The organism is Psychrobacter sp. NZS113 (genome assembly GCF_015864825.1).
In the GTDB taxonomy this organism is placed as follows: domain Bacteria; phylum Pseudomonadota; class Gammaproteobacteria; order Pseudomonadales; family Moraxellaceae; genus Psychrobacter.
The window spans coordinates 388,725-405,784 of record NZ_JADYWL010000002.1 but is presented as its reverse complement, the minus strand read 5'-3'; the positions used below and the strand labels follow the sequence as shown (position 1 = coordinate 405,784).

Below are 17,060 nucleotides of genomic sequence, written 5' to 3'. Positions count from 1 at the left end.
TTTTTACGCAGTATGGGATAAGGTTACCGCCAATAATGCTTATTTATGAACCATTAAATAGGACTTATTTTAAGTGGTTCGATTATAGCAGTCTATTTATTAACGAGTTTTATTGTGTGGTTCATTTGAAGTGCATCCTAATAAAAAAACAGCCAATCAGACTTATTTCAAGTAATAATCTTCCAAATTAATGTCTAATGATGTGACGTCAGAGGACAGTGTTCTTTTATTATGGGGTTGCATGTTTATTAAAGAATTTAGCCAAATGATAACCATCGTATTATCCCTACCTATTATTAATTTTTGTGGTGAAGGGCTTCGCCCGAATGATATTGGCGATCTGGGCGGTGTTCCTGTTGATATGCCTAAAAACCTTGTGCATTTTGTTGCGTATGACGGCGACCCTACGTTTGGTAACAAACGTGAGCATCCAAAACCCATGCGCACTTATGACTCAAAAATCAACAGTTTCGGTTTTGATCTGCGTTATACCGACAATACTATGCTAGATACGACTAATAAAGCCCTTAAGAGCGCTTATCGTAGAGACAATAAAAGAAACTTAGGAGATAATCCTTGGGTGTCGGTCAGCGTCAACTCAGGCGACAGAGTGACTGTTTCTAACCCAACTCACCGTATTGGCTATGGAACAATTAATGCAAGTGACGTACACCCTGTTTTTCAGTATCAACCGCTTAACGATGATCAATTTGGATTGGAGGTTTATACACAGACAGGTATCGACCCGAAGACCAATAAACCATGGCGTGAAGATAGTTCTGCAAAGGATGTGTTTATTCAGCGAGATAAAACAGGTCAGATCATAACTCATATAGAGTGTTCTAATAGAGATGTACCAAGACCGCCTTGCACTCACTTTTTTGATTTAGGGCCACAGAGGAATCTGTCTATCAGGGCGCATTATTCTCGCTACAATCTTGCTGATTGGCAAAAAATTGAAAACCTAGTCAGGCAACAACTTTTAATCTTTCAAAAAACGTCATAGAGGCGCTAGAGCAAATAGTTTGAGAAAAATTCACTGTATCTGTTGCGATAAAGTATGGGTAGCTTATCGATAATAATATTTCAACAATACAGCCTAATTCTGAGCTGTGGTATAATTCATGATTATATAATTGGCATATTGTTGCCATTATCACCCATTTATCTTTTACACATTAAGATTCTTTTATGTCGAAAACTACGTTTGATGCTCAAACTATTTCTAACAGCTTACGTGCTGCCAAACACCAACCGCGTAAACGCTTTGGTCAAAACTTCTTGCATGATGGCAGCGTCATTCGCGAAATCGTTGAAAGTATTCGTCTAGAGCGTGATGACAATCTAATTGAGATTGGGCCAGGAATGGGCGCACTGACTGAGCCGCTATTGGCAGAAGTCGATGCGATGACCGTAGTAGAGCTGGATCGTGATTTGGCGGATAGTTTGCGTATTCGTATTGGTGCCAACAGTCATCCAAACTTTGAGATTATCAAAGACAACGCGATGCATGTGGACTATCGCGAGCTGTATAGTCCTGAGCGTGGCAAGCTACGGGTGGTAGGTAACCTGCCATATAACATTTCTACCCCGATACTTTTTCATCTACTCAGCTATGCCGATGTGATTCAAGACATGCATTTTATGTTGCAAAAGGAAGTGGTTGAGCGTATCACTGCTGATGTTGGTAGCAAAACTTATGGTCGCTTATCCGTCATTATGCAATATCACTGCGGTACAGATTATCTATTGACCGTACCACGCGGCGCTTTTAATCCGCCACCAAAAGTGACCAGTGCTGTATTTCGTCTGACTCCGCATATTACTAAACCAGTCGTGGCAGAAGATGAAGAGTATTTTGCGATTGTCGTACGCGAAACCTTTAACCATCGTCGTAAGACACTACGTGCGACTTTTAAGAAATCTACGCTATTGCCAACGTTGAGCGAAGAAGATTTTGCGGCTTGTGCTATCGACCCACAAGCGCGTCCTGAAGTCTTAAGTGTGAAAGATTTTGTTAAGTTGAGCAATCAGGCACGTAAAGTAGAAGGTTAGTTTAATCCAACCTAATATTGAACACCTTTTAAAATATTCACATAAAACTATTCATATAATAGCACTCACATCAGAGTGCTATTATAAAAATCAATATCTAAAAAGCATAGAGGTATTATGAGTTTTCGCCACCAGTATGTCATTGGAGACCTGCAAGGCTGCTATGCTGCTTATCTCAAATTACTTGAAGTATTGAATTTTGATCCAGCCCAAGACAAGCTATGGTTTGCCGGTGACTTGGTAGCACGTGGTGAAGACTCATTGAGTACGTTGCGTCATATTAAAGCACTATGTGAACAAGGAGCGGCAGCAACAGTCCTCGGTAATCATGATATTAACTTGATTGCTGTCTGGCGCGGCGCGGCGAAGCTCAAAAAGAAAGACAAAACAGCGCCGATTTTTGCTGCTGATGATTGTGATGAGTTGCTTGAATGGTTACGCCATCAGCCGCTATTGACTTACCCTGATGAAAAGACCGTACTAGTGCATGCTGGTATTCCACCGCATTGGAGTATCGATGAAGCAGCAAGCTATGCACAACAAGTAGAAGCGCAATTACAAAGTAGCTTATGGCAACTCGATCGCTTATTACCGAATTTGTATAGCAAGTCAGCTGATGATTGGCAGCCAGACATTAATGGCTTTACTAAAATGCGTGCTATCACTAACTATTTTACGCGTATGCGTCTATGTAAACAGGATGGCACGCTTGAGTTTGGTTTTTCAGCAGGTTTGGATGAGCTGATGCCTGAGGGTTTTTTGCCTTGGTTTGAATGGCAAGTACCACGCACTCGTAAGATACTATTTGGACATTGGGCTGCGCTAGAAGGTGAGGTTGATTTACCACATGCGCGCGCACTCGACGGTGGCTGTGTTTGGGGCAATTGTCTACTGGCTTATCGTCTTAGTGACGGTTATATAATAACCTCAAGCGAAGAGTGCCCAAATTCAGAATGAGGGCTATAGCTGACCTTGATGTATCAGGCTAGATAAGCGGTCTGTCTGTTATTGGTGGTTCTGTGATAGCAGTCTATTTTGAGTAGTCTACTAATACGTTTGAAGAGTGAAATAACTGGTTCCTTTGAGGTATACCTATGGCGAACTACTTAGCTGCTTTCACTGTTTCGGTATTCTAGTAGTGATTTTAATCTTGGGCTACAACTTGGGCTACAAAATAGTGGTATCAATGGTTTAACTTCCTGACCTAGTCAAAGTGTAGATAGTGAATTTATCTATCTATCTATCATACGTGCTCTATTGCTTACTAATTCCCTATGCAGTGATAAGCTTTTTATTGTATAAGTTAAAAGCAAAATCCTGCCTTTTTATACTTTAAAAGTATCAAAGTAAACTCATGTATAATCTAAAAAACTTGTGCAAGTGAAATACTCACAGCTTAATCTTAACTAACTTAGTGCTTGTCAGCACGATATTAAAAAAGATGAAAGTATGAAAAATTTAGATTTTAAGGACCATTTCTCTAAAAGTTCTGATAATTATGCAGCCTACCGTCCTTCATACTCTCTTGACTTAGTGAATGAGCTTGCTGATTTATGCGCTACTCAAAATCGTGTTCTAGATTGCGGTTGTGGTACAGGACAACTTTCTGTGCTACTAGCCAAAAGATTTCAAGAGGTTATTGCTACTGATGCAAGCTTAGCTCAAATAGACAAAGCCCGAAAAGAAGATAATGTGATCTATCAAGTAGCTTTGGCTGAACAAAGCGGATTGGCTGATGAATCAGTTGATTTGATTACTGTCGCTCAAGCAGCCCACTGGTTAGACTTAGATAAGTTTTACAAAGAAGTAGAACGTATTGCTCGGCCTAACGGCATTTTGGCCTTAATTACCTACGGTGTTTTACACGTAGAAGGTGCAATTGACACCCTGATTCAACAATTTTATTACCAAACTATTGGACCATATTGGCCAGCTGAAAGACAGCATGTAGAAGATGGTTATAAAAGCTTACCTTTCCCATTTACAGAGATCAAAGTAACTACTGTCAATATGGAGGAGTTTTGGAGCTTAGATGAACTACTTGGTTATTTTAATACTTGGTCAGCAGTTAAAGAAGCTGAAAAGGTACTTGGTTCTAGTCCAGTAGATCAGCTTAGAATAGTTTTGTTATCTGAATGGGGAGATCCTGAAGACAAGAAAAGAATCTCTTGGCCTCTATCAATTCGTGCCGGAAAAGTAAAGGCTATATAAACATAGGGAAGTAATTGCCATTAATTAATAAGGCATCATATTAGAAACCACAATTTTGATAATATAGGTCAGTTCGATGGCTGTATAGCGCACCGAACATATACTGATAACTCATTGAGTGACTGTGCCACTTTGGAAATTGGTTTAGAGACTAGATAGGGATTAGTCCTAAAAAGGCCGCCGCCTGAGAGGCTTTAGTACAGTTTTTATCGTGCATGAGAGACAGCATCTGTCTTGAGACGATAACACCGACGCCGTTACTCATTTGTAGCAGATCTTGATCTTGCTTATTCTTGGACGCGCAACACGGTATTTCTGTCGTGTCTCTGATCTGTTGAACGAGGGCCCTGATCTGCAGGGTAAAGAAAGTGAAGAGCGCGAAACCCATTAAGCAAGATCACTGTCGTCTCCCTTCTGTTATGGCGGCGGTCATTGTCTCAAATGCAGACCCGCATGCCTAGGGTCAGGATCCTAATCTTGTCTAGTCACGGATACCGATTGGTTGACAAACTCCATGGATCCGAACGCAGTTAGGAACGCGACGCTGGACGCATCTGATCCAACACCGATGCGGACCATCGTGTCGGCATCTGCCATGCCAGTCGGATCAATGAGATGCCAGCTCCCCTCGAGATACACTTCGGCCACGGCATGAAAGTCCTGTGGTGTCACATCAGGCGCGTAAACGCTCGCGAACCTGGCCGGTATCGACGATGCGCGCGCTAGTGTCACGAGAACATGTGCGAAGTCGCGGCATACGCCCTGACGTTGAACAAAGCTGTCGAGCGCTGTGGTTTGTGCGTGGCTCGATCCGGGCACATAGCTAAACGCCGACTCGATCCAATCGCGCATCGCGGCAATCCGTGCGCCGCCAGAGAGATCGCCAAACTCGGCGTCCACGAAGGCTTGGAACTCGTCTGATGGGCAATAGCGGGACGGCATCAAATGCTTGATCGTCTCTCCGGGCAAAAGATGGAGGGGCGTTTGGGACAGTGCCGATATATCCAAGGCAGGACGGTCAACGATAATTTCTGCGATGTAAGTGCAGCTAAAATCCCCTTCGGCGTGAATCCAAATCCGCTCTCCTAGGCCATCATCAGCGGCGACCCGTGAAAAATGCGCAACGTCTGATGTCCAAATCTCGGCCGAACGCACTCGCTGATCCGCAAGATCGGCAGCTTCGATCTGAAGCAAAAGGTCCATCGGCGCGGAGAGCCGATAATGGAGTTTGACGTTAAGTTTCAGGATCATGTTCGAACTCCTTAAGGGTATTAATCTGGCGGGCTGAACCGCCCCGACTATATCAGAGACTGGTTTACTTGAGTCAGGCAGAAATGCCTGACAGGGTTAAATTATCATAATACCGCTTTTCAAACTTAAAAGGTGAGACATAACCAATTGCACTATGCAGTCGGGCTTTATTAAACCTGAGAAGCCTCAAAAATCGATTCATTATCGATCTAGCTTTGCAAGACGAGAGCTGTGCTCGAAGTGCCACCCATTCAAGAATTACCAGTTCAACATCGTTCATCCCATGCCACTGCTCTTTTAGGTACTCAATCACCTCCGACTTATATAGCCCGTTGGCGGTTTTGGCCAAGGCATTATCGTATGAGTCACCTGTTGTGCCAACGCAAGCAATAATGCCGCAATCAGTCATTTCATCCGTATAGCGAATGGATAGATACTGAACGCCGCAATTGCTATTATAAATCACATCTTTGGGCTTGTTTCTGGTAAATAAAAATTGCCATACTCAGTTAACCAAGTATAAAGCCACCTAAACCATCCTATTAATTAGGCAGTTTTGGCGGCTTTTTTGGTTTTGGCAGAGGTGTTTTTGCATCGCCAGTTGCTTTGTTATCCGAATCTACATGACGTGATTCTTTACCGATATCATTGTTAGCCTCATAATCACGGTCGCTGAGTGTATGGTCCGCTTGATTGTACTGAATATCGTCAGTATAGGGCACACTATTGAGCTCTTCATCCATCAAACCATCGTCAAGGTCTACAGTCGTGTGAGAAGGGGCGTGAGCTTGTGCATGATCGCCCTCAGGTTGATTGTCATAGTATATATCGGTGTTTGTTTGAGGATGCTGGGCATTAGCTTGCTTAGACTCAGGTAAAATTCTGACATCAGACAAGCGTCGTACCACATAATTACTTGGTAATGTCTTGCCATTTTTTTGCGCTGAGGTATCGTCAAATATCATATGCCCTTGGCTGTCGATACGTGCATACTTCATTGGTTTGTCACGTGGCCAGAAAAAGTCGGAAGGATGGCTAATAATATGACCAAACACCAACTTAGTTAGGCGGCTCCATTCGAAGAAACGAACCTCTTTTGAGCGTAATGCGACAAACAGTGCTAATGAAAAACTGACCATTAAGTTGACGATACCAATAAGCGCCACGCCCAGAATAGAGACTAAGATAACACTCCAACTTATCTCATCGGCAGAGCTATTAAACAACCCATGTGCCAAGTTCGCCGAGGCAAACGCAATATGGCGAATATCAATTGGCAAGCCAAAGATAAAGCCAATCGTCGCGGTACTACCTAAGAACACACCGAATAAAAAGTTACCCATGATGGCACCCAAATTGGCTTCTATGAAGCCGCCAAGGCGCTGAAGCCATGATTTCGGTAGTATATACATGAGTAATTTATGGCGTTGGATACGTGCACCTATATTATTGTATACCGCTAAATTGTCGTAATAACCAGCAATCAGACCCGACAAAAATAAGTACACACCAGCAATCGCAGCATGGGGCAATGCCAATGAGTGAAAGGGATCTAGGTCATGGAGTAGGTGACCCGCTTTTTCGGAGTCAATCATCGGCATACCCGTATATTGTAGCCATGCAAAAGAGATGATGAGAGCAACAGGTATTGCTAGCATCACATTACCCATTATGGCAACGAACTGAGTACGTAAAATATCGACGACCAACTCTGATAACTTGGTCAGCTGATGGGACTTTTTACCAGAGCTATCAGATATGGTAGAGGCGATAGCTGCCGCAGTCATGGCTGGCTGCTTAGTAGCAACGGTACCGCGGATGACATGGATGAAGACAAAACCCAAACCATAAATCATACTGTTAACGAATGCTCGACCTATCGGAGCCAGTGCCAATTGATAAGCCAATATTTTGATCGTGGCCATAAAAGCAATAATAAAGCCACCAATAGAGGCTTTTTTGAACATCTTTCGATAGCCAGCCTTATCCGTGCTGATGTAATGCTCACCAACCCGGCTCGCATTTTCCGTGACTTTACGTGAGAGTAGTTTGGTATTGTTATCAATCAGGTAACCAATACTATAGCGACGATTGGCAGTCGTAATCAGTGTTTGAATCAGATCAATCACGGCACGATCGCGCTTGTGATCATCATCTGTAACCAGCTCCGTTAAGATGCGCATGCGTTGCAAGCTTTGGTCTAAGCGCAGCATCATATTCGTCAATCGAATCGAGATACCAGTTTTGTAGATACGTTTGCGTACGGTAGCAACGATATCCTCACACTGCTCAATCATCACCAGTAAGGGTGCTGGGTCGACTGCTTGTTCTGGGGTGATGTCCGTTAGAGTGTCAAGCTCATGCGCTTTTCTGTATTCATTGACAAAGAGTACCGCTTCTTGGTTTTGAGCCACAAAAGACGCTGAGTAATTCAACATCTGCGGGTACGAATCCATCAAATCAGGATGTAATCCGATACCACTGATGCGATAAGATAAGATAATAATCGCATTCAAAATACTGTTTTTTACGGTGGCGACTAAGTCTAAATGCTTCTCTTCTACCTTAAGCAGCTCTATCAACGTATCCCATTTACCTTTTTCGATATTGGCAAGCCAGCGTTCATCAGACTTTTTATCAAACAAGTAGCCAACCAGCTCAACGACAGAGTCTTCTTGCGGTAGTATCGGTAAAAAACGATGACCAACCAAACGGCGTAAGCTGTTAAAAAATCCTTGGTCTGACATGATGCCAGTGTCGGTATACAGAGCAATTTGACGGTATTGGATAATTATCTTTAGGACGAAGCTAGAGAGTCCATCAGCATATTCTGGATGCTGACGAAGAATATCAATAAGTGATTGAATATTTGCGTTGGCGAGGGCAGGCTCTTTATCGTTCACCCGCAGCTCGTCTATTAAACGCTTTAGTACCGCGTTATCGGGTACATCACTTAAGGCAGTAATCTGCTGTAAAATGTGTTTCATTTCTGACACGTCATACCCTTTGTTATGATTATTTTGGTAATTTCTGCTGTGTAATGGGTCACAATAAGCGTTTTTCTAAAAATATGACAATCTCTTTATTTGGTTAAAATAACGCTTTATTGTACGTCATTTTAATCTTAACCATTCATTGATAGTCACTTATTTTGTTAGCAATTATGATGAGAATCATTTTGGCACAAAAAAGGACAGCTCAACGTGGCTGTCCTTTTTTAAGAGTGTTTTATACGATAATTACTTAGCTAGCAGGTACATTAAAGTAATCAAGATCAAAGTTCATCATCGGGTCACTACCAGCTTGTACCATCTGCGCATGCGACTCGATACGTGGCAATATACGACCGACAAAATAATCAGCAAGCTTGGCTTTGTTGGTATAAAAATCACCTTCTTTACCATTGGCTGCTTCGACCATCAGTGCAAACATGTACGAATATGCTAGATAACCAAAGGCATGCATATAATCAACGGCACAGCCATTGACTTCATTTTTACGCTCGCCAATATTGCCAAGCACAGTCTGAGTCAATGCTTCGATCGTATCTGCAGCATCTAATGTCGCTTGTTTGATACCATGATCTGCTTTCATATTACCGATAAAGTCACGAATTTCACCCAAGAAATGTGTGACATATTTGCCGTTATTACGGGCGACTTTACGGCCTAATAAGTCAAGCGCTTGAATACCGTTGGTGCCCTCATAAATCTGTGCAATACGGGTATCACGTACGATTTGCTCCATACCCCATTCGCGGATATAACCATGACCACCAAATACTTGCTGGCAATCAATCGTGGCTTCTAACGCTTTGTCGGTCAAAAATGCTTTAGCCACTGGCGTGAGTAGGGCAACACGGGCAGAAGCCGCTTTTGCCAACTCAGGATCTGTACTAAATTTCTCTTCATCAAGATTTTTTGCAACGTACATGGCAAAACAACGAGAGGCTTCAGTATTGGCTTTAGCATTCAATAGCATGCGACGCACGTCAGCATGATGAATGATAGCATCAGCAGGTTTTTCTGGGCTTTGGAGTTGCGTATCGCTACGACCCTGACCACGATCGTTGGCGTATAAAGCGGCATTTTGATAAGCAAGCTCAGAACCACCAAGGCCTTGTAGGCCCATCGTGACACGCTCATAGTTCATCATAATGAACATTGAAGACAGGCCTGTGTTTTCTGCACCAACCATCCAACCTTTAGCATTGTCAAAGTTCATGACACAAGTGGCTGAGGCTTTGATGCCCATTTTGTGTTCGATAGAACCCACTGCCAATGTGTTGCGCTCGCCTAGGCTACCATCTTCATTGACCAAGAATTTTGGTACCACAAACAGGGAGATACCTTTCGAACCTTCTGGTGCATTAGGTGTTTTTGCCAATACCAAGTGAATGATGTTGTCAGTCAGATCGTGCTCACCACCAGTGATAAAGATTTTGGTGCCAGAGATATCAAAGCTACCATCGTCATTAGGCACAGCTTTGGTCTTGATGATACCCAAATCCGTACCAGCATGCGGCTCGGTCAAGCACATGGTGCCAGCCCATTCGCCGTTATACATTTTTTCTAAGTAGGTTTGTTTTTGCTCTTCTGACGCTGCTGCATTAAGGCAAAGCGTCGCACCGACTGTCAGATTTGGATACAGTGCAAACGATTGGTTTGCAGTGAAGACCATTTCTTCAGTCAACATAGTGACCATTTTTGGAAAGCCTTGACCGCCGTATTCAGCGTTACCACTTAAGCCAACCCAACCTGATTCAGCAAATTGCTTATAAGCTTCTTTAAAACCAGTTGGGGTAGTGACGACACCATCACCTTGAAAGGTTGCGCCTTCTTCATCACCACTGCGGTTGATAGGCAATAGAATGTTTTTTGACAGTTTTGCCATTTCTTCTAAAATCATATCGACAGTTTCTATGTCAACATGAGCCAAATTTTCGTTATTTTGCCAAAATTTAGGCGCATTAAACACATCATTTAAGATAAAGCGCATGTCATTAAGAGGGGCATTATAGACAGCCATAAACATTCCTTTGGTTCAAATGAGTAGAGTTAAGAGTATTAAAGTTATAGGTTGTTTTTCTAATGTAACCTGAGCGATTAATAATTAAAGTTTAACAAATAAGCTTGCGCGCGGGTGTATTTCTTCGTGAATCGTGCGTGCACCAAAAGTACTTACGACTATATTGATAATAAAAATACGAAAGTTGTGAATAGTAATTAAGCTATTGTCGTTGGTTTAGAGATAATTTAGATAAAGAGCAGGCGAGGATTAATATAAGAGGTAATAGGTTGAGCAAGCCCGACATTATATTTAATTGGTATCAGCCAGACAATAATAAGAAAATCGGCAACATACCTGAGTATGTTGCCGATAGAATGACGTTAGCTAGATTAACTTGCAATCATTTAATGTATTAAAGACTCGTTAAATGATTGCATCAAACAGTCAATTAAAAAGCAAATTGATCGACGTCCATGCTCATGTATGGCTCAACACCAGTGCTGATACGCTGTACATGAGTGGTGGTACGTGGCAATAATTTAGCAAAGTAGAATTGCGCAGTTTTTACTTTAGCATCATAGAACGCGGCTTCGCTTGTACCCTCTGCAATAGCAGTTTGTGCGACTAGTGCCATACGAGCCCATAAGTAAGCTAGTGTGACATATCCACTGAAATACATGTAATCAACCGCTGCACCGCCTACTGCTTCAGGGCTTTCAGTCGCTTGCATGCCGATACGTGCTGTTAGATCACCCCATTCTTTAAGATGCTTGACAAGTGGGCGAATAAATTGACCCATCTCGTCATTTTCTTTGTTCTCTTCACAGAACTGTTGAATGATATTGACAAAGTTGCCAAGTAGTTTGCCTTGTGAACCTAATACTTTACGACCTAGTAAATCAAGTGCTTGGATCTCAGTCGTCCCTTCGTATAGACAAGCGATACGGGTGTCACGGACATTTTGTTCCATACCCCATTCGCTCACAAAACCGTGACCACCATAAATCTGTATACCATGATTGGCGGCTTCTAAACCAGTTTCGGTCAAGAATGCTTTAGCAATTGGTGTCAATAGTGACAGCATTTGGTCAGCAAATTTAAGCTCTTCGCCTTCGCCTTTTGCGACGATATCCGCAAAATGTGAGAGGTAATAAACCAATGCACGACCACCCTCAGCAAAGGCTTTTTCAGTCAATAGCATATTGCGAACCGCTGGATGCACAATGATCGGATCAGCTACTTTTTCTGGTGCTTTAGTACCTGATAAAGAGCGCATGGCCAGACGATCTTTTGCATAGGTTAGTGAACCTTGGAATGCATACTCAGCAGCTGTTAGACCTTGAACAGCAGTACCGATACGGGCAACGTTCATAAAAGTGAACATGCACTGTAGGCCGCGGTTTTCTGGGCCAATTAGGTAACCTGTTGCGCCATCGAAGTTGATGACACAAGTGGCAGAGGCTTTAATACCCATTTTATGCTCGATAGAACCACAAACGACATTGTTGCTTTCACCAACGCTACCATCTTCGTTGACCGTCATTTTAGGGACGATAAACAATGAGATACCTTTTGTGCCAGCAGGTGCGCCTGGCAGACGCGCTAATACAATGTGGATAATGTTGTCAGTTAAATCATGCTCGCCGGCAGAGATAAAGATTTTTTGGCCTGTAATACTATAGCTGCCATCTTCTTTAGGTTCAGCCTTAGTACGGATGATACCCAAATCAGAACCCGCATGCGCTTCAGTAAGGCACATCGTACCTGACCATTCGCCACTGATCATTTTTTCTAGATAGGTTTGTTTTTGTGCATCAGTACCATGGTGTTCGATGGTTTGAATAGCACCATGTGATAGGCCAGGGTACATAGAGAATGACCAGTTGGCAGTACCAACCATTTCATTGATAACCGTTGATAATGAAAAAGGCATGTTTTGACCACCGAACTCTTCTTCGGCAGACAAAGCAGGGAAGCCAAGCTCACAAAACGCTTTATACGCTTCTTTAAAACCTTTTGGCGTGGTAACAACGCCATTATCAAAATGACAACCTTCAGCATCACCGCTTTGGTTCAATGGCGATAGCTCATTTTCAGCGAAGCTTGCAGCCATTTCGAACAGGCTGTCCATCAATTCACGGTCAGCTTCCTGAAACGCAGGTAAAGTTTTATAGTGGCTTTCGCTATCAAGTAACTCATGCATTACGAATTGAATATCACGTAAGGGCGCTTTATATTGCATAACTTCCTGTCCTTTTTGGAATATAATCAATAATCGTCAAGAGTAGGTAGGTCGCTGCACTATTAGATAGCGCAAAAGTCCTGATCACTTTAATCTGAACAGCCTAAATAAATGCTGGGCTGTAATACAGATTGACTAAGTTATCGATTACATAAAATCGTATTGAAAAGAGTGGTGATTGTTAGAGTCGACTTGAGGCTGAATAAGACCTAACAAATTCACTATAAAAGATAGGCTTTCACAGATGATTATACAAGTTTGGTGACAGGACTGATAAGTCATGAACCTGCCTTGCATCCGTTATGCAATCGCAGCTAGGCGTTCAAGATAAAGATGAATAACCACATGAAAGTATTGGTTATACTGGATAAAAAACTTTCAATCAGTTTGGGTTATGCCACACCGTGCTGCTGAATCAACATATTGGTTGCAGCCTCAGCTGGCACGGGTCTGCTCAGCCAATAGCCTTGACCTTGCTTGCATCCCATGGCAAATAGCACGTCACGCTGCTCCTCGGTTTCGATACCTTCAGCGATAACCTGCATATTAAGGGCATTGCCCAAATCTAAGATAGCCTTGACAATCGCATGTTGGGTAGGATTGTTTTCGATATTAGAGATAAAGCTTTTGTCGATTTTAATAAAATCAAACGGATACTCTTGTAAGTAACTTAACGAGGCATAACCGGTGCCAAAGTCATCTAGGGCCAGACAGATCCCCAATTCTTTTAGTAACTCCAGTTGTTTTTTAACGTTACTATGGCGCTGAATGAGAGAAGATTCAGTCACTTCAATATGCAACTGATGAGCAGAAATATCGTGCTGTGTAAGGAGGCTGCTTACCATCTCAGAAAAATTAGGATGGCTAAATTCCGCGGCGTCAGCATTGATACAGATATGTTGAAGAAAGCCTTGCTTTTGCCAAACCGACAGCTGCTTGGCAATTTGGATAGCCATTTGTGAGAATAGCTCAAATGATAGCTTATGGGTGATAATGGCATCGATAAAGTGTACTGGGCTTAACAGTCCACGAGTCGGATGTTGCCAGCGTACTAGGGCTTCAAAGCCAGTGATAGTGCCCGTTGCTAATTCAAATTTTGGCTGATAATAAGGAATAAATTGACCTTCAGAGGCAGCGGCTCTGAGTTCAGCCTCTAACTGCCAACTATCAGTGGTGGCCTCATCAATAGCGGTGTCATACCAACAAATATCGTCACCACCTTGACTCTTGACATAATGTAGCGCTTTTTCGGCGTTGGTCAGTAGTCCTGTTAATCCTTCACCATCTTTAGGAAAGTAACTAACACCAATGGATACATGACAATATATCTTTGCCTCTGATTTGTCTGGAGAAAAAGGACGTTCACACATTTGCATTAAGCTGTCTAGCTGGTGCCGAATTGTATTAGCATCAGGGCATTCGAATAATAAGGCAAAATCATCACCACCAAAATGGGAAAAACAATGCAAGTTATCGAGTTTGAGCTTTTTGACGCGTTTGACAAAATTGTTAATCAAAGCGTTTATGCCATCAGGACCGAGTAAGCTTGCAAGGCTACGATAACGGTCGATATTTAAACGTACAATAACGACTTCTTGGTAGCTGTCTAATAGTAAGTCACTGACTTGACTCAAAAATACTTTACGGTTTGGCAGGCCTGTCACCTGGTCGTAATTGAGCAAATGTACCAATTGTTTTTTGTCTTTGATGGCAGAAGAGGTATCACGCAGCATACCGACATAGTAAACAGTCTGTTCGATATAGAGTTTGCGATAAGTAATATGACAATCAACGATTTCGCCATAGCGATTGGCCATCGAAAAGTCATTTGTATAAAAACCATTAGTATCTAGGTGGCTAGTGATATCCGCTAAAATATCTCTTTCTTCTTTTGATAAAAATTCTGCCGCGTAGATACCTAGTGGTCGACCAAGTAAAAATGACTCGGTGTAACCAATAGTCATCTCGTAACAAGCATTGACCGATAAATAGCGCAAATTGGCATCTAAGATGAATATAGAGTCATCGAGTTGTTCGCATAACTGTGCTAGCAACTGCTGCTTGTCTGCGATTGGCATGGCGGCGGCATTAGTCATAATTGGACTCACAACGTCAAAGTTGAAGAATAAATAAGGTTAGATACATGGTATTTTGATAACTAATGACTCAAAGCATGTAAGGTCGCTAATGCAACGACTGGTGCGGTTTCGGTACGTAACACTCTCGTGCCAATTTGCCAAGGATGGAAACCTACATCTGCTGCTTTCAGGCATTCATCGTCGCTGAGCCCGCCCTCAGGGCCAATCAATAGCTCGATATAAGGTGCTGACTGCTTTAGCGTGACTGTCAACAACTCCGGCACCGCAGGCTGTCCTAATGCTGGCACGCTCAACTGCATACGCAAGTCAGCTGGCTGCTGTAGTCGTTGATAGTAAGTATCTTGACTGAGTGCAGTTACTATAGGGCTGATGGCCATTTTTTGGTTGTTATCTACTACCTTAAGTAACCAGTCATTGATAGAGACTGGTGCGAGAATAAGCGGTGGACGATTGAGGCCGCATTGCTCACAGGCGGCAATAGCCACTTGCTGCCAATGTGCCAGTTTTTTCTCCACTTGTGCAGGTTTTAGGTTGACCTCGCCATGATGGCTACTTAGTAATTGAATAGCCGTTACACCCAGCTCGGTTGACTTTTGAATCGCATAATCCATGCGCTCACCGCGACTCATCACCAAACCAATTTTACTGATAAATGGGGCAGTACGATCATCATTTATATGAGCCAATAAAGTCACAGTGGCATGCTTTTTACTAATGGTTTGTAGCGCTACCTGATATTCACCGCCAAACCCATCGAATAAAATACCTTGATCGCCAATGTTTGCGCGTAGCACACGGCACCAGTGATGAACGATGCTTTCTGTGAGGTCGACACTGGTGCCTATAGGTAACGTGCTAAGTTGAGGGTAAGTTGTTTCATCTGCATTATTGATGTCATTGCTAGTAGCATAAAAAAAACGTCGCACGTGGTCTTATTCCTATAATTTGATTGATCGTACTTATTATTAGTTCAATAGAATATCACTTGGGGCAATTAAAGACATTTCTTTTATGAGAATTTTTCTTAATAAAGGCAATTTTTATAAAATAGCAGTATTACACAGTAAAGAAATTTTTAAAAGTTAAATAAGATAATCTGTATTATAACAGCTACAGACGGTCATATTAATGAGCCAAAAATGGCTAAATCTTGCCAACTATCTTCAAATAGTTGGTTAATACCGCGATATTATCTGCGCCTGTTTTTTTGTTTGACGGCAATTTATCTCATTTTATCACCATTTTTGAAGAGAAAACATGCTCTGAAATTTGGACAATAAAAAACTGGCACTCCGAAGAATGCCAGTCATTAAACAAGAAATACGATGATAATTTAAGCAGTCAAGCCTAATGCTTCAACCAGGCGCTTATTAGGTTCAACCTTATTCATACTATAAAAATGCATGGCAGGTACACCTTCGCTAATGAGGCGCTCACATAAGCGATACACCACATCAAAGCCAAATTCACGGATGGCCTTGCTATCATCACCAAAATCCGCTAGTTGCTTGCGCACATAACGTGGAATATCAGCGCCACAGCTATCAGCAAATCGCACCAGATTGCTAGAATTGGTAATTGGCATGATGCCAGCGACCAATGGCTTAGCAACCGTATCAACACCACGCTTCTCTAACGTATCGCGCAAGTATAGATAACTATCAGCATTATAGAAGAACTGTGTAATCGCTGCATCTGCACCCGCTTGGAATTTGTTGACCAAATTGTCAATATCAAAATCAAAGCTACGCGCTTGTGGGTGCATTTCAGGATAGGCAGCTACTTCAATGCGAAAATGATCGCCTGAATGTTCACGGATAAACTTGACTAAGTCTAACGCAAACGGTAGCTCACCCATACCAACTTGACCTGACGGTAAGTCACCACGAAGCGCGACAATACGATTGATGCCTAAACTTTTGTAATGCGTCAATAGTTCAGCGATTTCACTTTTGTCATCACCAATGCAGGACATATGAGGAGCCACACCAGTGTCACCACGTGTACATAATGCTTGCACAATATCCAAGGTGCGACTGCGGGTGGAACCACCAGCGCCGTAAGTCACCGAAAAATAACTCGGTGACAGCTTGTTCAGCTCATCATAAGTACTCAGTAGCTTTTCGTGTCCCTGCTCAGTTTTTGCAGGGAAAAACTCAAAAGAGAACGCAGGCTTACTCACAGTCTGGCTC

At 42.5% G+C, this 17,060-nt stretch carries 11 protein-coding genes and 1 pseudogene; 4 read left to right on the top strand and 8 right to left on the bottom strand.

Annotation, left to right across the window (positions count from 1 at the left end; translation table 11 throughout):
- Positions 1-241 precede the first annotated feature (241 nt).
- The 4 genes from I6E61_RS04420 (at position 242) to I6E61_RS04405 (ending at position 4,266) form a co-directional block, all read left to right on the top strand.
- The gene (locus I6E61_RS04420) at positions 242-1,006 is read left to right on the top strand and encodes a hypothetical protein (protein ID WP_227685669.1); all 765 of its coding nucleotides are present in this window, start codon (positions 242-244) and stop codon (positions 1,004-1,006) included.
- 185 nt (positions 1,007-1,191) lie between these two features.
- On the top strand, positions 1,192-2,055 hold the full coding sequence (rsmA, locus tag I6E61_RS04415; protein WP_197130430.1) for a 16S rRNA (adenine(1518)-N(6)/adenine(1519)-N(6))-dimethyltransferase RsmA: 864 nt from the start codon (positions 1,192-1,194) through the stop codon (positions 2,053-2,055).
- Between the two features lie 117 nt (positions 2,056-2,172).
- Positions 2,173-3,012 carry a symmetrical bis(5'-nucleosyl)-tetraphosphatase gene (locus tag I6E61_RS04410; protein ID WP_197130428.1) on the top strand — a complete coding sequence of 280 codons (840 nt, stop codon included), beginning with the start codon at positions 2,173-2,175 and terminating at the stop codon, positions 3,010-3,012.
- A 492-nt stretch (positions 3,013-3,504) separates the two neighbouring features.
- Positions 3,505-4,266 carry a class I SAM-dependent methyltransferase gene (locus I6E61_RS04405; RefSeq protein ID WP_197130425.1) on the top strand — a complete coding sequence of 254 codons (762 nt, stop codon included), beginning with the start codon at positions 3,505-3,507 and terminating at the stop codon, positions 4,264-4,266.
- A 471-nt stretch (positions 4,267-4,737) separates the two neighbouring features.
- Here I6E61_RS04405 and I6E61_RS04400 read toward each other — a convergent pair whose 3' ends face one another.
- From I6E61_RS04400 to metF, 8 genes and pseudogenes are all read right to left on the bottom strand, one after another.
- The gene (locus I6E61_RS04400; RefSeq protein WP_197130423.1) at positions 4,738-5,517 is read right to left on the bottom strand and encodes a transglutaminase family protein; all 780 of its coding nucleotides are present in this window, start codon (positions 5,515-5,517) and stop codon (positions 4,738-4,740) included.
- Between the two features lie 73 nt (positions 5,518-5,590).
- Positions 5,591-5,992, bottom strand: a pseudogene (locus I6E61_RS14150) (hypothetical protein); the annotation flags it as partial.
- A gap of 67 nt (positions 5,993-6,059) precedes the next feature.
- The gene (locus I6E61_RS04395; RefSeq protein ID WP_197130420.1) at positions 6,060-8,513 is read right to left on the bottom strand and encodes a site-specific recombinase; all 2,454 of its coding nucleotides are present in this window, start codon (positions 8,511-8,513) and stop codon (positions 6,060-6,062) included.
- Positions 8,514-8,760: 247 nt separating this feature from the next.
- Positions 8,761-10,545, bottom strand: coding sequence for an acyl-CoA dehydrogenase C-terminal domain-containing protein (locus I6E61_RS04390; protein WP_197130417.1), 1,785 nt, complete (start codon positions 10,543-10,545; stop codon positions 8,761-8,763).
- A gap of 430 nt (positions 10,546-10,975) precedes the next feature.
- A complete protein-coding gene (locus tag I6E61_RS04385; protein WP_197130414.1) occupies positions 10,976-12,769 on the bottom strand; it encodes an acyl-CoA dehydrogenase C-terminal domain-containing protein in 1,794 nt (597 codons plus the stop codon).
- A 392-nt stretch (positions 12,770-13,161) separates the two neighbouring features.
- A complete protein-coding gene (locus I6E61_RS04380) occupies positions 13,162-14,865 on the bottom strand; it encodes a bifunctional diguanylate cyclase/phosphodiesterase (protein WP_197130410.1) in 1,704 nt (567 codons plus the stop codon).
- 62 nt (positions 14,866-14,927) lie between these two features.
- Entirely contained in the window at positions 14,928-15,794 is an 867-nt protein-coding gene (locus I6E61_RS04375; protein WP_197130407.1) for a 16S rRNA (uracil(1498)-N(3))-methyltransferase, read from the bottom strand.
- A gap of 407 nt (positions 15,795-16,201) precedes the next feature.
- On the bottom strand, positions 16,202-17,050 hold the full coding sequence (gene metF, locus I6E61_RS04370) for a methylenetetrahydrofolate reductase [NAD(P)H] (RefSeq protein ID WP_197130404.1): 849 nt from the start codon (positions 17,048-17,050) through the stop codon (positions 16,202-16,204).
- Positions 17,051-17,060: the final 10 nt, after the last annotated feature.